This window comes from Azospirillum formosense (assembly GCF_013340925.1).
GTDB lineage: Bacteria > Pseudomonadota > Alphaproteobacteria > Azospirillales > Azospirillaceae > Azospirillum > Azospirillum formosense.
On record NZ_WHOR01000040.1, the window covers coordinates 1 to 23,303 of the forward strand.

Annotated in this window: 21 protein-coding genes and 1 tRNA gene; 14 read left to right on the forward strand and 8 right to left on the reverse strand. The window is 69.1% G+C overall.

Annotated elements, in window-relative coordinates; all coding sequences use genetic code 11:
- Window positions 1–14: 14 nt before the first annotated feature.
- Complete coding sequence (locus GBZ26_RS07915; RefSeq protein WP_174438371.1) at window positions 15–170, reverse strand: hypothetical protein; 156 nt, start codon at window positions 168–170, stop codon at window positions 15–17.
- Between the two features lie 154 nt (window positions 171–324).
- Here GBZ26_RS07915 and GBZ26_RS07920 point away from each other — a divergent pair, with 154 nt between their 5' ends.
- The 4 genes from GBZ26_RS07920 (at window position 325) to chrA (ending at window position 4,164) form a co-directional block, all read left to right on the forward strand.
- Window positions 325–669, forward strand: coding sequence for a PepSY domain-containing protein (locus tag GBZ26_RS07920; protein WP_174438372.1), 345 nt, complete (start codon window positions 325–327; stop codon window positions 667–669).
- A gap of 5 nt (window positions 670–674) precedes the next feature.
- Window positions 675–1,334, forward strand: coding sequence for a response regulator (locus GBZ26_RS07925; protein ID WP_145627953.1), 660 nt, complete (start codon window positions 675–677; stop codon window positions 1,332–1,334).
- On the forward strand, window positions 1,331–2,680 hold the full coding sequence (locus GBZ26_RS07930; protein WP_174438373.1) for an ATP-binding protein: 1,350 nt from the start codon (window positions 1,331–1,333) through the stop codon (window positions 2,678–2,680). Before GBZ26_RS07925 ends, GBZ26_RS07930 begins: the two co-directional genes overlap by 4 nt.
- Before the next feature lie 92 nt (window positions 2,681–2,772).
- Window positions 2,773–4,164, forward strand: a complete 1,392-nt coding sequence (chrA, locus tag GBZ26_RS07935; RefSeq protein WP_174438374.1) for a chromate efflux transporter — start codon at window positions 2,773–2,775, stop codon at window positions 4,162–4,164.
- 36 nt (window positions 4,165–4,200) lie between these two features.
- Here the strand turns inward: chrA and GBZ26_RS07940 are convergent, their stop codons facing one another.
- From GBZ26_RS07940 to GBZ26_RS07960, 5 genes are all read right to left on the reverse strand, one after another.
- On the reverse strand, window positions 4,201–4,371 hold the full coding sequence (locus GBZ26_RS07940; RefSeq protein WP_014198041.1) for a hypothetical protein: 171 nt from the start codon (window positions 4,369–4,371) through the stop codon (window positions 4,201–4,203).
- A gap of 118 nt (window positions 4,372–4,489) precedes the next feature.
- Window positions 4,490–5,158 (reverse strand): glutathione S-transferase family protein, encoded by a 669-nt coding sequence (locus GBZ26_RS07945; protein WP_174438375.1) that lies wholly within the window; start codon window positions 5,156–5,158, stop codon window positions 4,490–4,492.
- A gap of 101 nt (window positions 5,159–5,259) precedes the next feature.
- Window positions 5,260–5,715 carry a GNAT family N-acetyltransferase gene (locus GBZ26_RS07950; protein WP_174438376.1) on the reverse strand — a complete coding sequence of 152 codons (456 nt, stop codon included), beginning with the start codon at window positions 5,713–5,715 and terminating at the stop codon, window positions 5,260–5,262.
- 187 nt (window positions 5,716–5,902) lie between these two features.
- Window positions 5,903–10,450: a glutamate synthase large subunit gene (gene gltB, locus GBZ26_RS07955; RefSeq protein WP_174438377.1), complete on the reverse strand. Its 4,548-nt coding sequence runs from the start codon at window positions 10,448–10,450 to the stop codon at window positions 5,903–5,905.
- Window positions 10,451–10,588: 138 nt separating this feature from the next.
- The gene (locus tag GBZ26_RS07960) at window positions 10,589–12,037 is read right to left on the reverse strand and encodes an NAD(P)-dependent oxidoreductase (RefSeq protein ID WP_174438378.1); all 1,449 of its coding nucleotides are present in this window, start codon (window positions 12,035–12,037) and stop codon (window positions 10,589–10,591) included.
- A gap of 390 nt (window positions 12,038–12,427) precedes the next feature.
- Between GBZ26_RS07960 and GBZ26_RS07965 the strand changes: the two genes are divergently transcribed.
- Complete coding sequence (locus GBZ26_RS07965) at window positions 12,428–13,228, forward strand: undecaprenyl-diphosphate phosphatase (RefSeq protein WP_174438379.1); 801 nt, start codon at window positions 12,428–12,430, stop codon at window positions 13,226–13,228.
- Window positions 13,229–13,249: 21 nt separating this feature from the next.
- On the opposite strand, the gene GBZ26_RS07970 is transcribed toward GBZ26_RS07965, so the two are convergent.
- Together GBZ26_RS07970 and GBZ26_RS07975 are read right to left on the reverse strand one after the other, a co-directional pair.
- On the reverse strand, window positions 13,250–14,425 hold the full coding sequence (locus tag GBZ26_RS07970) for an MFS transporter (RefSeq protein WP_174438380.1): 1,176 nt from the start codon (window positions 14,423–14,425) through the stop codon (window positions 13,250–13,252).
- A gap of 186 nt (window positions 14,426–14,611) precedes the next feature.
- A complete protein-coding gene (locus GBZ26_RS07975) occupies window positions 14,612–15,601 on the reverse strand; it encodes a complex I NDUFA9 subunit family protein (RefSeq protein ID WP_174438381.1) in 990 nt (329 codons plus the stop codon).
- Between the two features lie 228 nt (window positions 15,602–15,829).
- Between GBZ26_RS07975 and GBZ26_RS07980 the strand changes: the two genes are divergently transcribed.
- The 9 genes from GBZ26_RS07980 to ptsN all read left to right on the forward strand — a co-directional run bounded on the left by GBZ26_RS07980 (window position 15,830) and on the right by ptsN (window position 23,194).
- A tRNA-Leu gene (locus tag GBZ26_RS07980) sits at window positions 15,830–15,916 on the forward strand.
- A gap of 123 nt (window positions 15,917–16,039) precedes the next feature.
- Window positions 16,040–16,666: a ribonuclease D gene (locus GBZ26_RS07985; RefSeq protein WP_174438382.1), complete on the forward strand. Its 627-nt coding sequence runs from the start codon at window positions 16,040–16,042 to the stop codon at window positions 16,664–16,666.
- 185 nt (window positions 16,667–16,851) lie between these two features.
- A complete protein-coding gene (locus tag GBZ26_RS07990) occupies window positions 16,852–17,868 on the forward strand; it encodes a KpsF/GutQ family sugar-phosphate isomerase (RefSeq protein WP_174438383.1) in 1,017 nt (338 codons plus the stop codon).
- Between the two features lie 26 nt (window positions 17,869–17,894).
- Window positions 17,895–18,647, forward strand: coding sequence for an LPS export ABC transporter periplasmic protein LptC (lptC, locus tag GBZ26_RS07995; RefSeq protein ID WP_174438384.1), 753 nt, complete (start codon window positions 17,895–17,897; stop codon window positions 18,645–18,647).
- Entirely contained in the window at window positions 18,644–19,543 is a 900-nt protein-coding gene (locus GBZ26_RS08000; RefSeq protein ID WP_174438385.1) for an LptA/OstA family protein, read from the forward strand. Before lptC ends, GBZ26_RS08000 begins: the two co-directional genes overlap by 4 nt.
- Window positions 19,544–19,562: 19 nt before the next feature.
- Entirely contained in the window at window positions 19,563–20,387 is an 825-nt protein-coding gene (gene lptB, locus GBZ26_RS08005) for an LPS export ABC transporter ATP-binding protein (RefSeq protein ID WP_174438386.1), read from the forward strand.
- A 16-nt stretch (window positions 20,388–20,403) separates the two neighbouring features.
- Window positions 20,404–21,981, forward strand: coding sequence for an RNA polymerase factor sigma-54 (rpoN, locus tag GBZ26_RS08010; RefSeq protein ID WP_174438387.1), 1,578 nt, complete (start codon window positions 20,404–20,406; stop codon window positions 21,979–21,981).
- 123 nt (window positions 21,982–22,104) lie between these two features.
- The gene (gene hpf, locus GBZ26_RS08015) at window positions 22,105–22,701 is read left to right on the forward strand and encodes a ribosome hibernation-promoting factor, HPF/YfiA family (protein WP_174438388.1); all 597 of its coding nucleotides are present in this window, start codon (window positions 22,105–22,107) and stop codon (window positions 22,699–22,701) included.
- 34 nt (window positions 22,702–22,735) lie between these two features.
- Window positions 22,736–23,194 carry a PTS IIA-like nitrogen regulatory protein PtsN gene (gene ptsN, locus GBZ26_RS08020; protein ID WP_014198055.1) on the forward strand — a complete coding sequence of 153 codons (459 nt, stop codon included), beginning with the start codon at window positions 22,736–22,738 and terminating at the stop codon, window positions 23,192–23,194.
- The last annotated feature ends 109 nt before the right edge of the window (window positions 23,195–23,303 follow it).

A 23,303-nucleotide genomic window follows, 5' to 3' on the forward strand; every position in this document is an offset into this window, starting at 1 on the left:
GACGGGGGCGGGGCTCAGTCGATCCCATGACCGCCTCCCGCGATGGCGGCGCCCAGCGTCCAGGCGGTGCGGGTCATGCCGCCCCCTTCGGACAAAGCCTGGAAGGCGAAGGCTGCCGCGGCGATGACGAGCGTCGCGGCGGCGGTGTGGGTCAGCATCCTGCGGATCATCGGCGGTCTCCAAAGCGGTGGTCTCAGGGGGCATCGGTTCGTTGCCGCGGAGACTGCGCCGCCCACGCTGAACGGAGCCTGAGCGGCCCATTCAGGTGCCGTTCAGCCGTCTTTGTGCTAACTGGGAGCGTCCCTTCGACCGCCGGTTCCGACCATGAACGCCGCCCGCGCCGTCCTGCTGTTCCTGGCCCTTCTCGCCGCCGCCGCTTCGCCGGCACACGCCGACGACGACCGCGACCACGAGCGGGCGCGGGAGGCGTTCCGCTCGGGCCGGGCGATGCCGCTGGAGGCCATCCTGGCCCGCGCGCAGGCCGATTTTCCCGGTGACATCCTGGACGTCGAGTTCGAGGATGAGGACGGGCAGATCGTCTACGAGATCAAGACCATCACCGCCGAAGGCCGCGTCCTGAAGCTGAAATACGACGCCGCGACCGGCGACCTGCTGCGGGTGCGCGGGCGCAACGGGAAAGGCGAAGGCGGCCATCATGGAAAGAGGTGAGCGCCATGCGCCTGCTCGTCGTCGAGGATGATCCTGCGCTCGCCCGCCAGCTCGCCGAACGGCTGGAGGGCGAGGGCTACGCCGTGGACCGCGCCGCCGACGGCGAGGAGGGGCAGTTCCTGGGCGAAACCGAGCCCTACGACGCCATCGTCCTCGACCTCGGCCTGCCGCGGGTCGACGGGCTGACCGTGCTGCGCTCCTGGCGCACGGGCGGGATCACGGCACCGGTGATCATCCTGACCGCCCGCGGCGCCTGGACGGAAAAGGTCCAGGGCATCGACGCCGGGGCCGACGACTATCTGGCGAAGCCCTTCAGCATGGAGGAGCTTCTCGCCCGCATCCGCGCGCTGATCCGCCGTTCCAAGGGCCACGCCTCGGCGGAGATCGCCTGCGGCGGGGTGGTGCTGGACACCCGCTCGGGCCGGGTCACGCTGGACGGGCGGCCGGTCGACCTGACCGGGCACGAGTTCCGCGTGCTCGATTACCTGATGCACCGCAAGGGGCAGCTGGTCTCCCGCACGGAGCTGACCGAGCATATCTACGCCCAGGATTTCGACCGCGATTCCAACACCATCGAGGTCTTCGTCGGCCGCCTGCGCCGCAAGCTGGGCGCCGACCTGATCAAGACCGTGCGCGGGCTCGGCTACAAGCTGGAGGCGCCGTGAGCGGGGGCGGGCGGCGGCTGACCGGGTCGCTGCGCTTCCGCCTGCTGGCCGGGGCGGCGGTGTGGATTGCGCTGGCCCTGGCGCTGGCCGGGCTGGTGCTGTCCGGCCTGTTCCGCGACCATGTGGCCCGCCGCTTCGAGGCGGAGCTGACCAACCATCTGGACCAGCTCGCCGCGCTGACCGAGCTGGGGGCGGACGGCGCGCCGGTGCTGCGCCAGCCGCTCAGCGACCCGCGCTTCCGCCGGCCGCTGTCGGGGCTCTACTGGCAGGTCGGGCCGGGGGACGCGCCCGCCCTGCGCTCCCGCTCCCTGTGGGACGAGGCGCTGGCCCTGCCGCCGGACGAGGTCGCCGACGGCGACATACACCGCCACAGCGTCGTCGGCCCGGCCGGGCGCCAGCTGTCGGTGCTGGAGCGTGCCGTGACCCTCCCCAACGGAACGGCGCCCCTGCGCATGGCGGTGGCGCAGGACGAGGCGGAACTGCGGGCGGTGGTGGCCGACTTCAACCGGGTGCTCTGGCTGTCGCTGGGCGCGCTGGCGCTGGCGCTGATCGCCGCGGCGGTGGTCCAGGTGTCGGTGGGGCTGCGCCCGCTGGTGCGGCTGCGCGCCGAGCTGGCCGCGGTGCGGGCCGGACGCAGGAAGCGCTTCGGCGGCGACTCCCCGCGCGAGGTGCAGCCGCTGCTCGACGACCTGAACGCCCTGCTGGACCATTCGGAGGAGGTGGTGGTCCGGGCGCGGCTCCAGGCCGGGAACCTCGCCCACGCGCTGAAGACCAACCTTGCCGTCCTGGCGAACGAGGCGGAGGGGGAGGCGGCCGCCCGGCGGGTGGCGGAGATGCGCCGCCACATCGACCATCACATGGCCCGCGCCCGCGCCGCCGCCGCCCGCGGACTGCCCGGCGTCGCCACCCCGGTGGCCGACAGCGCCGGGGCGCTGGCGCGGGTCTTGGAGAAGCTTCAGGGCGGAGGACGGGTGACGGTCGCCGTTCGCGTCCCGCGCGAGCATGTCTTCGCCGGGGAGCGCGCGGATCTCGACGAGATGCTGGGCAACCTGCTGGACAACGCCATGAAGTGGGCGGGGTCGCGGGTGGAGGTCGCGTCGCGGCTGGAGGCGGGCGGGATGCTGGCCGTGGTGATCGAGGACGACGGGCCGGGCCTGCCCGCCGACCGGCGGGACGCCGTGCTGGCCCCCGGCGTGCGGTTGGACGAAAGCACGCCGGGCAGCGGCCTCGGCCTCGCCGTCGTGCGCGACGTGGCGCGGCTCTACGGTGGCGACCTGCGGCTGGGCGATTCGCCGCTTGGCGGCCTGCGGGTGGAGCTGGTGCTGCCGGCGGCGGCGCCCTCCTGACCGGCGCAAGAATTCCTTCACATATCCGCGCTGGCGGCAGACCGTCCCTTGTGGTCTGAATGGCGCCCCTTCGCGTGCTCCGGAGACGACGCATGATCCAGGCGGACAGCGCCAATGCACCCGGTGTGGATGCCGCCGGCCATGGGGTGGGCCTGTGGGAGGCGGTGCGCGTCTGGGCGCGGGTCGCGGCGCTGAGCTTCGGCGGGCCGGCCGGCCAGATCGCCATGATGCACCGCATCGTGGTGGACGAGAAGAAGTGGATCGGGGAGGAGCGGTTCCTCCACGCCCTGAACTACTGCATGCTGCTGCCGGGGCCGGAGGCGCAGCAGCTGGCCGTCTACATCGGCTGGCTGATGCACCGGACGGTGGGCGGGCTGATCGCCGGCGTCCTGTTCGTCCTGCCCGGCGCGCTGGCCATCATGGCGCTCAGCCTGCTCTACGCGACGCTGGGGCACACCGGGGCGGTGCAGGGGCTGTTCTTCGGGCTGAAGGCGGCGGTCCTCGCGGTGGTGCTGGAAGCGGTGGTCCGCGTCGGGCGGCGCACGCTGAGGAACGGGGCGATGGTCGCCCTGTCGGCGGCGGCCTTCCTGGCGATCTTCGCCTTCAATGTCCCGTTCCCGCTGATCATCCTGACCGCCGCCCTGATCGGGCTGGGTGGGGCGCGGCTGGGCGTCTCCGCCTTCCGGCCGATGCCGCACGGGGCGGCTGCGTCCACGCACGGGAGCAGTCTGCTGGGCGAGGGGACGCCGGACCACGCGCGCCCCTCCACCGCCTGGTCGCTGCGGGTCGGGGCGGTGTGCCTCGGCCTGTGGCTGGGGCCGGTGCTGGCGCTGCTGCTGACGCTGGGGCCGGACAACACGTTCACCGGCATCGCCGTCTTCTTCTCCAAGATGGCGGTGGTGACGTTCGGCGGCGCCTACGCCGTGCTCGCCTATGTGGCGCAGCAGGCGGTGGAGACCTACGGCTGGCTCCGTCCCGGCGAGATGCTGGACGGGCTGGGCATGGCGGAGACGACGCCGGGACCGCTGATCATGGTGGTGCAGTTCGTCGGCTTCCTCGGCGCACTGCGCGATCCGGGGGCGCTGCCGCCGCTGCTGGCCGGGGTGCTGGGCGGGCTGCTGACGACCTGGGTCACCTTCGTGCCCTGCTTCCTGTGGATCTTCCTCGGCGCGCCCTATGTGGAGGCGCTTCGCGGCAACCGGATGCTCGGCGCCGCCCTGTCGGCGATCACCGCGGCGGTGGTCGGGGTGATCCTGAATCTGGCGCTGTGGTTCGCCCTGCACACGCTGTTCGCCCGGCTGGAGCCGGTGTCCGTCGCCGGCATGGGGCTTGACCTGCCCGTTCTCGCCAGCGTCAACCTGCCGGCGCTGGCGCTGACCGTGGCGGCGGTGCTGGCGGTGTTCCGCTTCAAGGCGGGGATGCTGCCCACCCTGGGCGCCTGCGCGCTGGCCGGCGTGGCGCTGCGCATGGCGGGCGTAGCCTGAGGCGACGGAGTCGCCGCAGGCTACGCCGGGCCCGGCTCAATGCATCTCCTGAACCTGGGCGATGCGTTCGGTGATTCCTTCGAGGCGGCGGGACAGCTGGTCCTCGTCCTCCGGCGCGATCTGGCCCTTGCGTTGGGCAAGCCGCAGGGCCGCTTGCGCCTCCTCCAGGCAATCGAGCGTGTGACGCACGTAGTCGTGTTGGGCCATGCCCCCATCCTCCTCTGCCGTTCTGCAACCAAAGCGAAACAGACCGGTACGGATGGGGTTCCACCTTCCGGCGGGGCCTATCCCGGCCGGACAGATCGGCTCAGAAGTCCAGATCGGGTCAGAAATCCAGGTCGGCGTAATGGCGGGGCGGCGGGCAGCCGGGGACGCTGTCGGCCAGCAGGCCGCGGAAGCTGGGGCGCGACTTGATGCGGGCGTACCAGTCCTTGGCCTCCGGCACCTTGTCCCACGGCACGTTGTCCACGTAATCGACGCAGGACAGCGCCGCCGCCGCCGCGATGTCGGCCACCGTGAAGCTGGAGCCGGCCAGCCAGGGGCGGCGTTCCGACAGGAAGGCGATGTATTCCATGTGGTACTGGATGTTCGCCAGACCGGCGCGGATCGCCGGGGCGTAGGGGTGGCCCTGGCCGGACAGCCGCTTGATCAGCTTCTCGCCGACCAGATTCTCGGTCACCTCGCGGTCGAAGGTCCGGGTGAACCAGTCGACGATCCGGCGCACCTCGGCGCGGGCCGCCACCTCCCGCGGCATCAGGGCCACGTCGGGATAGGCCTCCTCCAGATACTCCAGCACGGGCAGCCCGCCGGCCACGACGGTTCCGTCCTCCTCCACCAGCACCGGCGGCTCGCCGGCGGGGTTCAGCATCAGGAAATCCTCGCGCCGTTCCCACGGCTTCTCGATGACCGAGTCGAAGGGAAGACCCTTCTCGGCCAGCATCACCCGCGCGACGCGGGACAAGGGATGGAGGGGGTGGTGATGGAGTGTCCGCATGCCGGGCCGGACTGTAGCGTATGGGAAGCGTGGAAAACAGTCTGCGCTTTGGCCTGTGACGCCGCTCCTTCGGCTTATGGATCAACCGTGCCGAGAGGGTGTCAAAGGGCGGATTTGCGGTAGACCACCAGGGGTTCCGCATCCCCTCCGGTTTCGGCGGCGGGAACCGGGGTCCAGCCGTTGTGCTCGTAGAAGGCGCGGGCCGCCGCGTTGCGCGAGGCGCAGGCCAGTTCGGCGGATCCGCGCAGCAGGGTCAGAGCCTCGCGCAGCAGCGCGCTGCCGATGCCCCGCCCGCGCCACAGCGGGGTGATGAACAGGTTGTGGATGAAGCGGTCCGCCACATCGACGGAGATGAAGCCGACCACGCCGCCGCCGGCTTCGGCCACCAACACCTCTTCCCCGTCCACGCAGTCGTAATAGTCGTCCAGGCCGAAGCGGTCCTCGGGTTGCCAGGAGAAGGCGGCACGGCGCCCATGCAGGAAGATGTCGGCGCAGCGCGGCCCGTCGGCCGCCGTGGCGAAGCGAATGTCGATGCGCAAGCCGTCCTCTGCCGGCATGACGCCCTCCCGTGTGGTTGCGGATGCCCCCAGGCGGTCCTAACAACCCGCGCCGCACCAGATTATTCCAAGAACCGGCGCCCTGAAAAGGACGCCCGTGCGACGGCCCGCGTGAAAAACGGCGGCCCGGTTGCCCCGGACCGCCGTTCGCGTATGCACAATCGACCTGAGACTTAGTGCTTGGGTCTTACTCCGCCGAGATGGCCTTCGGCAGATGGACCGGGACTTCCAGGCGGTTGAGCATTTCCTTCGGAACCACCTGCCAGAACTTGGTCACCTCACGCGCCCAATCGTTGAGGATCTCGGCGGCGAAGCGGCTCTGCGTCTCCGTCACATGCTCCTCGATCAGGTGCTTGAGCTGGCTCTCGTAATGGCCGACCTCGATGCGCTGGAAGACCACGCTCTCGTCGTTGATGTAGAGCGGCAGGCTGTCGTCCAGGTCGTAGACATAGGCCATGCCGCCCGTCATGCCGGCGGCGAAGTTGTCGCCGACGCGGCCGAGGATGACCGCCGTGCCGCCCGTCATGTATTCGCAGCCGTTGGAGCCGCAGCCCTCGACCACCACGGTGGCGCCGGAGTTGCGGACGGCGAACCGCTCGCCGGCCTGGCCCGCGGCGAACAGCTTGCCCGCCGTCGCGCCGTAGAGGACCGTGTTGCCGATGATCGTGTTCTTGTTGGTCTCCAGCGGGCTGGAGGTCGTCGGACGGACGACGATGGTGCCGCCCGACAGGCCCTTGCCGACATAGTCGTTGGCGTCGCCCATCACCTCCAGCTTGATGCCCTGCACCGCGAAGGCGCCGAGCGACTGGCCGGCGGTGCCGCGCAGGCGGATGGTGATGTGGCCGGGCTGCAGCCCGAACATCCCGAACTTGCGGGTCACCATCGAGGACAGCCGCGTGCCGATGGCGCGCTGCGTGTTGCGGGCGTTGTAGGCGAGCTGCATCTTCTCGCCCTCCTCGAACAGCGGGCGGGCGTCGGCGACGATGCGGGCGTCCAGCGTGTCCGGCACCTCGTTGCGGCCCTGCAGCGTGCAGTAGCGGGCGTTCTCGCCGGGATCGACCTGGGCCAGCAGCGGGTTCAGGTCGAGGTCGTCGAGATGCTCGGCGCCGCGGCTGACCTGATGGAGCAGGTCGGTGCGGCCGATCACCTCGTTCAGCGAGCGGAAGCCCAGGCCGGCCAGGATCTCACGCACTTCCTCGGCGAGGAAGGTGAAGAGGTTGACGACCTTCTCCGGCGTGCCGACGAACTTCTGGCGCAGCTTGTCGTCCTGCACGCAGACGCCGACCGGGCAGGTGTTGCTGTGGCACTGGCGGACCATGATGCAGCCCATGGCGATCAGGCTGGCCGTGCCGATGCCGAACTCCTCCGCGCCCAGCATGGCGGCGATCACGATGTCGCGCCCGGTCTTCAGGCCGCCGTCGGTGCGCAGCCGCACGCGGTGGCGCAGGCGGTTCAGCGTCAGGACCTGATGCACCTCCGACAGGCCCATCTCCCAGGGCAGGCCGGCGAACTTGATTGAGGTCTGCGGGCTGGCGCCGGTGCCGCCGCTGTTGCCGGAGATCAGGATGATGTCGGCGTTGGCCTTGGCGACGCCCGCGGCAATCGTTCCGATGCCGGAACGGCTGACCAGCTTCACCGTCACTTTCGCATCCGGATTGATCTGCTTCAGGTCATAGATGAGCTGGGCGAGATCCTCGATCGAGTAGATGTCGTGGTGCGGCGGCGGGCTGATGAGCATCACGCCCGGCGTCGAGTGACGCAGCCGCGCGATCATCTCGGTCACCTTGAAGCCGGGGAGCTGGCCGCCCTCGCCGGGCTTGGCGCCCTGGGCGACCTTGATCTCCAGCTCGCGGCACTGGTTCAGGTACTCGGCGGTGACGCCGAAGCGGCCCGAGGCCACCTGCTTGATGGCGCTGTTCCAGTTGTCGCCGTTCTTGTCCGGGCGGAAGCGCGCCGGGTCCTCGCCGCCCTCGCCGCTGTCGGACTTGGCGCCGATGCGGTTCATGGCGACGTTCAGCGTCCCGTGGGCCTCGGGCGACAGGGCGCCCATGGACATGCCCGGCGTGATGAAGCGCTTGCGGATCGCGGTGATGCTCTCCACCTCGTCCACCGGCACCGGGGCCTTGGTGGAGCGCAGCTCCAGCAGGTCGCGGAGCTGCATCGGCGGGCGCTTGTTCACCTGCTCGCTGTACTTCTTGAAGGTGGTGTAGCTGTCGTTGGTCACCGCCTGCTGCAGCGTGTGGATCACGCCGCCTTCCCAGCCGTGGCGGTCGCCCGACTTGCGGAAGCGGTAGAAGCCGCCGACCGGCAGGGCCACGACCTCCTCGTTGTAGGCGGTGGCGTGCTGCTCCAGCACCTTCTTCTGGATGCCGTTCAGGCCGATGCCGGAGATGCGGCTGACCATCGCCGGGAAATGCTCGGCGACGAGCGCGCGCGACAGGCCGATGGCCTCGAAGTTGCCGCCGCCGCGGTAGCTGCTGATGACCGAGATGCCCATCTTGGACATGATCTTCAGCAGGCCGTCGTCGATGGCCTTCTTGTAGTTGGCCATGCCCTTTTCCAGCGGCATGGAGCCGAACAGGCCGCGGCGGTGGCGCTCGGCGATGGCCTCCTGGGCGAGGTAGGCGTTGACCGTGGTGGCGCCGACGCCGATCAGAACGGCGAAGTAGTGGGTGTCCAGCCCCTCCGCCGTGCGCACGTTCAGCGAGGTGAAGGTGCGCAGGTTGGAGCGGATCAGGTGCGTGTGCACGGCACCCGTGGCGAGGATCGCCGGGATGGCGGCGCGCGCCGGGCCCATCGCCTCGTCGGTCAGGATGACGTGGGTGGCGCCGCCGCGAACCGCGTCCTCCGCCTCCTGGCGGATGCGGCGCAGCGCGTCGCGCAGGGCCTCGGGGCCGCCGTCCACCGGGAAGGTGGCGTCGATCTCGGCCGCCGTGTCGCCCATGTAGTCGCGCATGGCGCGGAACTCGGCGGTCGTCAGGACCGGGGATTCGAGCTGCAGCAGGCGGGTCTGCGTCTCGTCCTCGTCCAGGATGTTGCCGAGGTTGCCGAGCCGCGTCTTCAGGCTCATCACCCGGCGCTCACGCAAGCTGTCGATGGGCGGGTTGGTGACCTGGGAGAAGTTCTGGCGGAAGAAGTGGTGCAGGCCGCGGTACTTGTCGGACAGCACGGCGATGGGGCTGTCGTCGCCCATCGAGCCGATGGCCTCCTTCCCGTCCTCCACCATCGGGTGCAGGATCAGCTCCATGTCTTCCATGGTCAGGCCGAAGGCCTGCTGGCGGCGGCGCAGCTCGGCCTTGTCCATGTCCGACGGCTCGCCCTTCAGCGAGGCGGTCTTGACCAGCTCGTCCAGGTGGGTGGTGTTCTGCACCCACTTGTCCCACGGCTTCAGCGTGGCGAGATGGTCCTTCAGCTCGCGGTCGCGGTAGAGCTTGCCGGACTGGAGGTCGACGGCGATCATCTCGCCCGGGCCGAGGCGGCCCTTCTCGATGACCTGGGTCTCGTCGATCTTCACCATGCCCGTCTCGGACCCGCCGATGATCAGGCCGTCGGTGGTGATGGTGTAGCGCATCGGGCGCAGGCCGTTGCGGTCCATGCCGCCGACGACCCAGCGGCCGTCGGTCATGGCCAGCGCGGCCGGGCCGTCCCACGGCTCCATGACGGAGTTGCAGTACTGGATCAGCGCCTTGTGGTTGTCCGGCGTGGTCTGCGAGCTGGTCAGCGCCTGCGGCACCAGCATCATCTTGACCATCGGGGCCGTGCGGCCGGCGCGGACCATCACCTCGAACACGGTGTCGAGCGAGCCGGAGTCCGACAGGCCGACGCCGATCACCGGCTTCAGGTCCTGCATGTGGGTGCCGAAGGCCGGATGCTCCATCCGGGTCTCGTGCGCCTTCATCCAGTTGACGTTGCCCTTGACCGTGTTGATCTCGCCGTTGTGGGCGAGCATGCGGAAGGGCTGGGCCAGCGGCCAGGTCGGGAAGGTGTTGGTCGAGTAGCGCTGGTGGTAGATGGCGAAGTCGGACTCGAACCGCTCGTCCAGCAGGTCTGGGTAGAAGGTGGTCAGCTGCTCCGCCAGGAACATGCCCTTGTAGATGATCGAGCGGGCGGACAGCGAGCAGATGTAGAAGTCGTTGATCTGCTCACCCTTCACCGCCTTCTCGATGCGGCGGCGGATGATGTAGAGGTCGAGCTCGAACTGCTCGTCGGACACGCCCTTGTTGTTGCCGACGATGATCTGCTCGATCTCCGGACGGGTCGCGTTGGCCTTCTCGCCGATGATGTCGACGTTGATCGGCACCTGGCGCCAGCCGTAGATGTAGTAGCCGAAGGCGAGGATCTCGGTCTCGACGATGCAGCGGCAGGCTTCCTGCGCGTCCAGGCTGATGCGCGGCAGGAAGACTTGGCCGACGGCCAGCTTGTTGTCCGGCGCGCGGTGGCCGATGACCTTCACATGGTCCTTGAAGAATTTCTGCGGCACGGCGACGTGGATGCCGGCACCGTCGCCCGTCTTGCCGTCGGCGTCCACGGCGCCGCGGTGCCAGACGGCCTTCAGCGCCTCGATGCCTTTCTCGACCACCGAGCGGCGGGGCTTGCCGTCGATCGCGGCGATGAAGCCGACGCCGCAGGCGTCGTGCTCATCCTCCGGGTTGTAGGCGTTGGCAGTGGTCAGCGCCGCGGCGTTGGCGCGGAAGTCGGCGACGAACTGCTCACCCTGGTTCAACTCGGTGGTCATCGGTGGACCCTTTCAGTCAGTCTGTTTTGACGGGGGCAGTCTGTTCGAAAGGGGGACTTCGCCCCTTTACCCCCGCCAGGGGCCGAAATGGACCCCTGGAACCCGCGGAATTGTGAATTGGTCGGCTTGGCCCGGCCGTTATTCGGCCGCCACGGCGACCGGCGCCTCGGCCTTCGCCTTGGCGTAGGCGTGGATGCCCTCCGCCGCGTCGCGGCCGTCGCGGATGGCCCACACCACCAGCGAGGCGCCGCGCACGATGTCGCCGGCGGCGAACACGCCGTCCATGTTGGTCATCTTGGTGCGATGATCGACCAGCAGCGTGCCCCAGCGGGTCACCTTCAGGTCCGGTTCGTCGAAGGCGTTCGGCAGGTCCTCGGGCTCGAAGCCGAGCGCCTTGATGACCAGATCGGCCTGGACGGTGAACTCCGATCCCTCGATCACCTGCGGGGTCTGGCGGCCCGTGGCGTCGGCGACGCCCAGATGGATGCGCACGGCGCGCACGCCGGTCACCACGCTGTCGCCGGTGAAGCCTTCCGGGGCGGCCTGCCAGATGAACTCCACGCCCTCTTCCTCGGCGTGGGCGACCTCGCGCTGCGAGCCCGGCATGTTCTTGCGGTCGCGGCGGTACAGACACTTGACCGACGTGGCGCCCTGGCGGATGGCCGTGCGCACGCAGTCCATGGCGGTGTCGCCGCCGCCCAGAACCACCACATGCTTGCCCGCGGCGTTCAGGGAGCCGTTCTCGTACGCCTCCACCGTGTCGCCCAGGCTGACCTTGTTGGAGGTCGTCAGATAGTCCAGCGCCGCCACGATGTTGCCCAGGCCCGAACCCGGCGCCTTGATGTCGCGCGCCTTGTAGACGCCGGTGGCGACCAGGACGGCGACGTGCTTGCGGCGCAGCTCCGGCAGGGAGGCGTCGCGGCCCACCTCGAAGTTCGGGTGGTAGATCACCCCGGCGTCGGCGAGCAGCTGCACGCGGCGCTCGACCACCGACTTCTCCAGCTTGAAGCCGGGGATGCCGTAGACCAGCAGGCCGCCCATGCGGTCGTAGCGGTCGTAGACGTGCACCTCGTAGCCCTTGGCGCGCAGCTCCTCGGCGGCGGCGAGGCCGGCCGGACCGGCGCCGATGATGCCGACCGACAGGCCAAGTTCACGCGACGGCGTGCGCGGCTTCACCCAGCCCTGATCCCAGGCGGTGTCGTTGATGTACTTCTCCACCGACCCGATGGTGACGGCGCCGTGGGTGGACTGCTCGATGACGCAGTTGCCCTCGCACAGGCGGTCCTGCGGGCAGATGCGGCCGCAGATCTCGGGGAAGTTGTTGGTGGCCTGGGAGACCTCGTATGCCTCCTCCAGCCGGCCTTCGGAGGTCAGCTTCAGCCAGTCGGGGATGTTGTTGGAAACCGGGCAGTGCACCTGGCAGAAGGGAACGCCGCACTGCGAGCAGCGGTTGGCCTGCTCGTTGGCGCGCTCGTCGCTGAAACGGGCGTAGATCTCGGCGAAATCCTGGCGGCGCTCCGCGGCCGGGCGTTTGTCGGGCATCCGCTGCGCGGTGTGCACGAAGCCCAACATCCTCTGGTTCGCCATAACGCCTGCTCCTTCTTCCCGTGTCCCGTGCATGGGGACGGCGCCGGCGGCCGGGCGGCCCTTTTCGTGCCGGTGGGGCATGGCGAGGGGCGTGGCCGCAGTGAAAACGAAAGCCCGCGGTCACGCGGTCTGAACGTCATATACCGCAAGAGAAGGCGCCGCGCGAGCATATTTTCGCCGTTAGGACAGCATGACTGACCAAACCGTGACTCGATGTCGCGGGAGCCTCCGGGAACGGCCGGAGCGCCCGAAAAACAAGAAAGAATATTAGGTCCGATCCGGGACTATCGCCCAATTCGGGGTATCGCCCCATGGGTCGTCGCCTTCGCCATGTTGCGCTGCTATAAGCCGGACATTGCCACCGCCATCCTGCCAGAGGCCCCGCGCCGCATGTTGATCGACCAATATCTGGACGCCGCTCTGCTCGGCCTGATCGAAGGGCTGACCGAATTCCTGCCGGTCTCGTCCACCGGCCACCTGATCATTTTCGACACCCTGCTGGGCTTCGAAGGCCCGCCGGGCAAGGTGTTCGAGGTGGTGATCCAGCTCGGTGCGATCCTGGCGATCTGCACGGTCTATTTCGCCCGGCTGTGGAAGGTGGTCACCGGATTGAAGGACGATCCGGGCGCCCGCCACTTCGCCATGGCGGTGATCCTGGCCTTCCTGCCGGCGATGGTGCTGGGGGCGGCGCTGCACGGCGTCATCAAGGCGGTCTTGTTCAACCCGACGGTGGTCAGCGTCGCGCTGATTCTGGGCGGCGTGGCGATCCTGATGGCGGAGCGGCTGGTACCCGCCCCGCGCTACCACCAGATCGAACGCTTCCCGGCGCCGCTCGCGCTGAAGATCGGCCTGTGCCAGTGCCTCGCCCTGGTGCCGGGGGTGTCGCGCTCGGGCGCCACGATCCTCGGCTCGCTGCTGATGGGGGTGGACCGGCGGACCGCCGCGGAATTCTCCTTCTTCCTGGCGATCCCGACCATGGCCGGCGCCACGGTGTACGATCTCTACAAGAACTGGAGCCTGATGAACGTCGATTCCGCGCTGCTGATCGGGGTCGGCTTCGTCACCGCCTTCATCGCCGCGGCGCTGGTGGTCAAGGTGCTGGTCGACTTCGTCGGGCGCTACGGCTTCGCGCCCTTCGCCTGGTACCGCATCGCCATAGGGTCGGGGATGCTGGCCTTCCTCTATCTCTAGAAAGCCGGTTTCCCGCGCGCCTCAGCCCTGCCGGGCGACGGCGCGCGAGGAGGCCGCGGCGATGACCAGGGCCAGCGCGGCGACCAGGGCGAAGGAAAAGCCCACCGTGCTGGCCTCCGCCACGAAGCCGAGCAGGGCCGGGCCGGTCAGCACCCCGGCGTAGCCGAGGGTCGCCACCGCGGCGATGGCCTGGCCGGCTTCCCCCTCCGCCTTGGCGCCGGCGGCGCTGAACAGCACCGGCACCACGTTCGACAGGCCGAGCCCGGTCAGCCCGAATCCGGCGACCGCCACCACCGGCCCGCCGCCGGTCAGCGCGACCGCCAGCCCGGCGAAAGCCAGCACCGCACCCGCCCGGACCAGCAACGGCCCGCCGAACCGCTGGCGCAGCCGGTCGCCGCAGAAGCGGCCCACCGCCATGGCCCCGGAAAAGACCGCAAAACCAAGCGCCGCGATGGATGCGGCACCCCCCAAATCCTCGCGCAGGTAGACGGCGCTCCAGTCCAGGATCGCGCCCTCGCTCATGAAGGCGAGGAAGGTCAGGGCCCCCAGCAGCAGCGTGCCGCGGTCGGGCAGGGCGAGGCCCGACGGTTCCGCCCGCCGGTCGGCACTGCCGGGCAGGAGGCGGCGGTGCAGCGCGACGAACAGGAGAAGCAGCGCCGCCGCAAGGAGGGAGGCCTGGACCGGCGGCGGCAGGACCTGAAGCAGCAGGCCGCCCACCCCGGCGCCGAACAGGCCGCCAAGGCTCCACATGCCGTGCAGCGACGACATGATGGGGCGCCCGAGATGGCGCTCGACCAGGGCGCCGTGGGCGTTCATCGCGACGTCCATCGTGCCGCCCGCCGCCCCGAACAGGAACAGCGCCACGCACAGCGACAGCAGGTCCGGCATCAGCACCGGCAGCGGCAGGATCAGGGCGAAGAGCAGGGCGGTGATCCGGATCACCGGGGCGCTGCCGACGCGGCCGAGCAGCGGTCCGGTGCCGACCATCGCGGTCAGCGCCCCGGCGGCGAGGCAGAGCAGGGCGACGCCGAGCACGCCGGGGCTGAGGTCCAGGTGATCCTTGATCGCCGGGATCTGGGTGGCCCAGACTCCGAAGACCGAGCCGTTGAGGAAGAAGGCCGCCAGCGAGGCCAGCCGGGCCGCCGGGGCGCGCTCGGCGAATTCCCGTATGGTGAAATCCCGCGTTGCCGCCTGCATGACTCTCCGCTCCCCTGCGCTGCCCCGATGAGGGGGCCAGATGCGGCAGAAGCGCGCGCGAATCAAGGCTGCGCGCCGCAGGGCACCCTTGCGCGGCTCTTTCGTACGGGATGGCAAACCCCCGAAACGGCGAAAGCCCCGGCGGCGGGCCGGGGCTTTAGCGTCGATGGCGCGGGGCCGTGACGATCAGTGCGCGCCGGAATGGTTCCCGGCGTCGCGCGGCGTCGTGTTGGAGCGGCCGCCGACGATGTAGCGCGACAGGTAGGTCGGCAGGACCACCTCGCAGCTCGACAGGTGGGTGATGCCAAGCTCCTTGAAGCCCGGCGCGCCGGCGGCGACGACGTTGTCGGTCCGCAGCATCTCCACCTGATCGCGGGTCAGGGGCGGGGCGACGATCGGCGGCACCTTCTCCAGCAGGCCGCCCAGCGTCTCCGCAATGTTCCAGGGAACCGGGACCAGGAGGCGCTTGCGGCGGATTTCCCGCAGCATGAGCTGCATCAGCTCCTTGAAGCTGTAGACGCGCGGGCCGCCCAGCTCGAAGGTCCGGCCGGCCGCCGAGTCCAGCGTCGCCGCGGCGGCGATGGCGTCGGCCAGATCGCCCACATAGACCGGCTGGAACTTCGTCGCCCCGCCGATCAGCGGCAGCGCCGGAGAAACCTGCGCCATGGCGGCGAACTTGTTGAAGAAGCCGTCCTCCGGCCCGAAGACGATGCTCGGGCGGATGATGGTGGCGCCGGGGAAGGCCTGCGCCACCGCCTGCTCGCCCGCCGCCTTGGACTTGGCGTAGGCCGAGGCCGACTTGGCGTCGGCGCCGATGGCCGAGACATGGACGAGACGGCGCACGCCGCTGGCCTTGGCGATGCGGGCGATGCGCGCCGGGGCGTCGACATGCACGGTCTGGAAATTCCAGGCCCCGCGCTCGTAGAGCGTGCCGATCAGGTTGATGACGGTGTCCGCACCCTGGATGGCCCGCGCGACGGACTGGTCGTCCTTCACGTCGGCGGCCATCGGCACGATCTGGCCGACCGAGCCGGCGGTCTTCAGGTAGTTGGCCTTGTTCGGATGGCGCGACACCACGCGCACGATGGCGCCGGTCTTGGCGAGGCGGCGAATGAGATGGCGGCCGACGAATCCCGAACCGCCGAACACCGTGACCACTTCAGAGCGATAGGACATCGACCTTCTCCCGTGCCGTTGGGCCCGCAAATTCTTCCCTCCGGGCCGCCCGCCAGCGGGGCGGGGCGACCGGATCGGGGGTTGCTTATATAGAAACCTCCCAGAAGAGGCTAGGGCCTGACGCGCCGCCCGCGGCCCATTTCCACGCCCGGCGGAGCTTTCGGCGCGAAAGTGAAAAAAGCTGTTGACGGGTCTCCGCCGGACGGCTACATAAGCGGCCCACACCGAGCCCAGGTGGCGGAATTGGTAGACGCGCAGGTTTCAGGTACCTGTGGCAGAAATGTCGTGGAAGTTCGAGTCTTCTCCTGGGCACCATATCTACCCGGCTGCGCCGCATGCTACGGACCTCCCCAAGCGGGACGGAAAGGTGGCAGAGCGGCGTTCGTCGTTTCTGGGGTCCGTGGCCGGGGGCCGTCCTACTGAGCGGGAAGCCACCCAATGCCCATCGACCTCCATGACGGCGACCTGCCGGACGGTCTCGACCTGAAGTCCCTCGCCCGCGGCGGCGCCGTCGCCATCGACACCGAGACCATGGGGCTGAACCCCCACCGCGACCGGCTGTGCCTGGTCCAGCTCTCCCCCGGCGACGGCACGGTGCATCTGGTCCAGTTCCGCAAGGGCGAATACGACGCGCCGAACCTCAAGCGCCTGCTCGCCGACCCCGACGTCACCAAGCTGTTCCATTTCGCCCGCTTCGACGTGGCGGTGATGCGGGCCTATCTCGGCGTCGCCTGCCAGCCGGTCTACTGCACCAAGGTGGCGTCCAAGCTGGTCCGCACCTTCACCGACAAGCACGGGCTGAAGGATCTGGTGAAGGACCTGCTGGGGGTGGAGTTGTCCAAGCAGCAGCAATCCTCCGACTGGGGGGCGGCGGAGCTGACGCCGGAGCAGATGAAATACGCCGCCTCCGACGTGCTGCACCTGCACGACCTGAAGGAAAAGCTGGACGTGATGCTGGCGCGCGAGGGGCGGACCCATCTCGCCAAGGCCTGCTTCGACTTCCTGCCGGCCCGCGGGGAACTGGACCTCGGCGGTTGGGAGCAGCCGGACATTCTGTCGCATTGATGGTCATCGTCCTGAAAAACGGCCCGGTGGAATAGGCCGCGGGCGCCGGACGTTGATTTGACCGGACGCGCGCGGGTGGGCATACTGCCCGCGCGGCGGCTGGCCCGTTGTCGCGGATACGCGCGCTGCCAGTCGGAGTACCCATTTCCGGCCCCATGGGCCAACCAGAAGAGGCAAGCACCGCCTTGACGAGCCTGACCGCAACCAGCCTGATCGATTGTCCGGCCGACCGCCCGCCTGACGCCGCGGCCGGCCGCGACATCGCGAGCGCCCGGCGCGTCCTGCGGATGGAGGCCGACGCCCTGACCGCGCTGGCGGACGGGCTGGACGGCGCCTTCGTGCGTGCGCTGGACCGGCTGGCCGGGATAACCGGGCGCGTCGTCGTCTCCGGCATGGGCAAGTCCGGCCATGTGGCGCGCAAGATCGCCGCGACTCTGGCGTCCACCGGCACGCCGGCCTTCTTCGTCCATCCGGGCGAGGCGAGCCACGGCGACCTCGGCATGATCGCCCGGCAGGACGCGGTCATTGCCCTGTCCAATTCCGGCGAAACGCACGAGCTGTCGGACATCGTCGCCTACACCCGCCGCTTTGACATCCCCCTGATCGGCATCACCCGGCGCGCCGGCTCCTCCCTGGCCGAGCAGTCCGACGTCGCCCTGGTGCTGCCGCCGGCGCCGGAGGCCTGCCCGTTGGGGCTGGCCCCGACCACGTCGAGCACGATGATGCTGGCGCTGGGCGACGCCCTGGCGGTGGCGCTGCTGGAGCGGCGCGGCTTCACGGCGGCGGATTTCAAGCAGTTCCATCCCGGCGGCCAGCTCGGCCGGGCGCTTCTGAAGGTGACCGACGTGATGCACAAGGGCGACGATATGCCCCTGTGCGCCTTGGATACGCCGCTTTCCACCGTCATATTCGAGATGACGGCCAAGCGGCTGGGCTGCGTCGGCGTGGTGGACGCCACGGGCGCGCTGGCCGGCGTGATCACGGACGGCGACCTCCGCCGCCACCTGACGCCGGAGCTGTGGGCGGAGCGCGCCGACAGCATCATGTCGCCGCGGCCCAAGACGATCCGCCCCAAGGCGCTGGTCGAGGAGGCGCTGCGGGAGATGAACGAGAAGCAGATCACCAGCCTGTTCGTGGTGGAAGCGGACCGGCCGCTCGGTGTTGTGCACATTCACGATTGCCTGCGCGCCGGGGTGGCGTGACGGGCAGCCGGAGGACGGTTGACGCCATGGACAGCGACCTGAAGGATCGGACGGTGAAAACGGAGGAGCGGCGCGCCGATGCGCCTTCCCTCGCCGCACAGCTCATGGCCATGCCGGGGGCGACGTCAGCGGCGGCGCCCGACGACGGCGAGGCGGCCAAGCGCGTCCATAGGCGCCGGGAGATTCGCCCGGTCAGCCGGGTTTACAGCCGTTTCGTTGCCGGAATGAAGTTCGCGCTTCCGGCGCTGGCGCTGGCGGTGATGGCTCTGATCGCCGTCTGGCCCTCGCTGACCGAGCTGCCGACCCTGCGCATCTCCGCCGACCAGGGCCAGCTTGAGATGATCAAGCCGCGCTACATCGCGGTGGACGAGGACAACCAGCCCTTCTCGCTGGTGGCGGTCAAGGCCGACCGCATCGCCGACCAGCCGGACATCGTGCTGCTCGACCAGCCGGAGGCCGAGATGACCCAGACCGACGGCACCTGGGTGACCATCCGCTCCGACAAGGGCTGGTACAACCAGGTTACCGGCATCCTGAAGATGCGGGGCCATGTCCGCGTCATGCGTGACGACGGCAACGAATTCACCACCGAGGAAGCGGACTCCGACATCCGCAAAGGCACCGCCTGGGGCGATGTCCATGTCGTGGGGCAGGGCCCGCAGGGCGTGATCAACGCCGAGGGCTTCCGCCTGTCCGACCGTGGCAAGACGATGGTGTTCCTGAACCAGTCCAAGGCCGACGTCCAGGCCGCCGAAAGCCCGGGAGGAAAGACGCGTTGAGTGCAGCCACCCTTGCGGCCCCGTTTCTGGCCGCGCTCCTCCTGCTGTCGGGGGCGTCGATCCCGGCCGCTGCCCAGGGGCTGCCCGGCCTCGGCGGTGGTCCCAACCCGGTCGAGGTCAACGCCGATCAGGCCATCGAATGGCACCAGGACGTGCGCGCCTATGTGGCGCGCGGCAACGCCTCGGCCAAGCGCACCGACAGCACCGTCTACGCCGACGTGCTGACCGCCTATTACCGCGAGGTGCCCGGCAAGGGGAACGAGGTGTTCCAGCTCCTCGCCGAAGGCAACGTCCGCATCGTCAGCCCGACCCAGGAGGTCTTCGGCGAGCGCGGCGTCTACGACGTGGACAAGCAGGTGGCGGTGGTCACCGGGCGCAACCTCAAGCTGGTCACCCGCACCGACATCGTGACGGCGCGCGACACGCTGGAATATTACGAGGCCAAGAACCTGACGGTGGCCCGCGGCGACGCCGTCGCCGTGCGCATCGCCAACGGCGACCGCCTGCGCGCCGACATCCTGATCGGCCAGCTCAAGAAGATGCCGGACGGCTCGACCCAGATGGAGCGCATCGACGGCGCCGGCAGCGTGGTGGTGACCACCGCGACCGACGTGGCGCTGTCCGACAAGCTGGTCTATTCGGTGGCCGACGAGACCGCGGTGCTGCTGGGCAACGTCAAGATCACCCGCAACGACAACCAGCTCAATGGCGACGCCGCCGAGATGAACATGAAGACCAAGGTCAACCGGGTGATCGCCGGCCCCGCCACCGGCGGGCGGGTGATGGGCCTTCTGATCCCCGGCCAGGAGCCGGGCGCCCCCGGTGGCAAGCCCACCGCCCAATCGGGTGGCACGCCCGCCGCCCAACCGGGCGGTACGCCCGCCGCGAAGCCCTGACCGACCCGGCAGCGAATCAATGGCCATGGACATCGAAGACCGGGACCTCGGCGGTCCGACCCTTTCCGCCCCGAACGCGTCGGGCCACCCGGCGGGTCATCCCGCCACCGACGTGCACCCGACCGAAGGGCTGGTGGCCCTGCATCTGGGCAAGGCCTACAAGAAGCGCCCGGTGGTCCGCGACGTGACCGTGACGGTCCAGCGCGGCGAGGCGGTCGGCCTGCTCGGCCCCAACGGGGCGGGCAAGACGACCTGCTTCTACATGATCACCGGGCTGATCGCCGCCGACTCCGGCACCATCCTGCTCGACGGGCAGGACATCACGTCGCTGCCCATGTACCGCCGGGCGCGGCTGGGCATCGGCTATCTGCCGCAGGAGGCGTCGATCTTCCGCGGCATGTCGGTGGAGAACAACATCCGCTCCGTGCTGGAGGTGGTCGAGCCCAACCGCGACACCCGCGAGCAGATGCTGGACGAGCTGCTGGCGGAGTTCTCGATCACCCACCTGCGCCGCGCCCCGGCGCTGGCGCTGTCGGGCGGCGAGCGGCGGCGCGTCGAGATCGCCCGCGCGCTGGCCTCGCAACCGCACTTCATCCTGCTCGACGAGCCGCTGGCCGGCATCGACCCGATCGCGGTGAACGACATCCGCGAGCTGGTCAGCCACCTGCGCGACCGCGGCATCGGCGTGCTCATCACCGACCACAACGTGCGTGAAACGCTCGACCTCGTCGATCGGGCATACATCTTGCACGATGGTGTGGTACTAATGGAGGGAGAGCCGGCGGAGATCGTGGCGCACGAGGATGTGCGCCGGGTCTACCTCGGCGACCGGTTCAGCCTCTAGTGCGGTTTCCCTGCCCATGGCGCTCAGCCAACGCCTCGATCTTCGTCAGACCCAGTCCCTGGTGATGACTCCGCAGCTGCAGCAGGCCATCAAGCTGCTGCAGCTGTCGAACATCGAACTGTCGGACTTCGTGGATCGCGAGATCGAGCAGAACCCCCTGCTGGAGCGCGACGGCGGTCCCGGCGAGGGCGGCGGCGAGTCCGGGGGCGACGGCGCCGGTGACGGCGGTGGCGAGCCCGGAGCGGTGGACCTCGCCGCGCCGGAGGAGCGCCAGCCGCCGATGACCGACGGGCGCACCCGCGACACGGTGGAGATGACGTCGTCGGAGACGATGGGATCGGCCTCCGACGCCCCGCTCGACACCGATTTCGAGAATGTCTATTCCGACGACCGCTTTTCCGATGGGACGGACGGGTCCAGCGACGTCTACGGCTCCTGGCAGGAGCGCGGCGGACGCGGCGGCTTCGAGGACGACGAGTCCAACCTGGAAGCCACGCTGACCGGCCAGAAGAGCCTGCGCGACCATCTGACCGAGCAGCTGAAGATCGACCTGCCGGATCTCGGCGACCAGCTCATCGGTCTGGCCCTGATCGACATGCTGGACGAGGCCGGCTGGATCACCGGCCTGGAGGTCGAGAGCCTCGCGGGGCAGCTCGGCTGCGCGCCGGAGCGGGTGGAACGGGTGCTCGCCGCCTGCCAGCGCTTCGACCCGCCGGGCATCTTCGCCCGATCGCTCAAGGAATGCCTGGCGATCCAGCTGCGTGAGAAGAACCGCTTCGACCCGGCGATGGAAGCGCTGCTCGACCATCTGGAGCTGCTGGCGGCGCGCAATCTCCCGGCGATGATGAAGGTCTGCGGCGTGGACGCCGAGGACATCGCCGACATGGTGGCGGAGATCCGCAAGCTGAACCCCAAGCCGGCGCTCAGCTTCGACCACACGCCCGCCCAGCTCGTCACCCCCGACATCCTGATGCGCGCCAACCCCGGCGGCGGCTGGCTGATCGACCTCAACCCGGACACTTTGCCGCGGGTGCTGGTCAACCACCGTTATTTCGCGCGCATCTCCGGCACCGCCCGCAACAAGGCGGACAAGGAATACATCACCGAGCGCTTCCAATCGGCCAACTGGCTGGTCAAGTCGCTGCACCAGCGCGCCACCACGATCCTGAAGGTGGCCAGCGAGATCATCCGGCAGCAGGACGCCTTCTTCATACACGGCGTCTCGCATCTGAAGCCGCTGATCCTGCGCGACATCGCCGAGGCGATCGGCATGCATGAGAGCACGGTCAGCCGGGTCACAACCAACAAGTTCATGGCGACGTCGCGGGGCGTTTTCGAGTTGAAGTATTTCTTCACGTCCGCCATCCAGGGCGCGGACGGGCAGGCGGCCCACTCGGCGGAAGCGGTGCGTTACCGCATCAAGGCGATGATCGACGCCGAGAAGCCCGAGGATGTGCTGTCGGATGATAAAATCGTCGAAATCCTTCGGGGTGAAGGGATCGACATTGCGCGCCGGACGGTCGCGAAGTATCGTGAAGCGATGCGCATTCCGTCATCGGTGCAGCGACGCCGTGCCAAGATGTCACGCATGTAACCGGGCCGGGAGGGGGCCGTCCTTGATTGACAGCCCATACCGCCGTCACTATGGTCCCCGTCCGCACGCGGCGGCCTTCCGTCGTCCCATGTCTATCGCGGACCAGATTGGAAACATCCCAAAATGCAACTGACCGTCAAAGGCAAGCAGCTTGACGTTGGCGACGCTCTGCGCAGCCACGTTGCGGACAGCCTGAACACCATCGTCGGCAAGTATTTCAACAAGCCGATCGAGGCCAACGTCGTCCTGACGCGCGAAGCGCATCTGTTCAAGGCCGACATTCAGGTCCATGTCGGTCGTGGGATCGTCCTTCAGAGCGCGTCCGACGCCACCGAGCCGTACCCCGCCTTCGACACCGCGTGCGAGAAGCTGGCCAAGCGCCTGCGCCGTTACAAGCGCCGTCTGCGCGACCACCACAGCGTCGAAGCCCCTGCGCAGGAAGCCTTCCCGGCCCGCTACCAGATCCTGGAAGCGGAGAAGGACGAGGCCCATGTGGAGAGCGAAGAGGCCGCCGCCGAGGAGGCGCAGCCCATGGTGATCGCCGAGATGGAAACCACCATCGCGACCCTGGCGGTCAGCGAGGCGGTGATGCGCATGGAACTCGCCGACGCCCCGGCCCTGATGTTCCGCAACGGCGCCCATGGCCGCCTGAACCTGGTCTACCGCCGCGCCGATGGCAACATCGGCTGGGTGGATCCGGCGGAGAAGGCCGGCGCCTGAGTCCGGTTTCCGTTCCAACCACATTCATAGCGTCATGCTCGATCTCATCACGCCGCACGCCATCCTCCCGAACCTGAAGGCCGGCAGCAAAAAGCAGGCCCTGCAGGACTTGGCGCGCAAGGCGTCCGAGCTGACCGGCCAGCACGAACGGGCGATCTTCGACGTCCTTCTGGAGCGCGAGCGGTTGGGCACCACCGGCGTGGGGCATGGCATCGCCATCCCGCACGGCAAGCTGCCCAACCTCGACCGCGTCCACGGCGTTTTCGCCCGGCTGGAGCGGCCCATCGACTTCGATGCGATCGATGAGCAGCCGGTCGATCTGATTTTCCTGCTGTTGGCTCCGGATCATGCCGGCGCCGACCATCTGAAGGCGCTGGCCCGTGTGTCGCGCCTGCTGCGTGACCAATCGATGTGCGAGAAGCTGCGCGGTTCGGACTCGGCGGACGCGATCTACGCGCTGCTGACCCAGCACGAAGCCAGCCACGCGGCGTAAGACGCGTTTCCTGCGAACACGAAAAAACGGGAGGGCCGGCGGCTCTCCCGTTTTTCGTTGTGCGGCTCTCGATGCCACCGCCTCTTCAGCCAGCATCGGCGACGCGTAC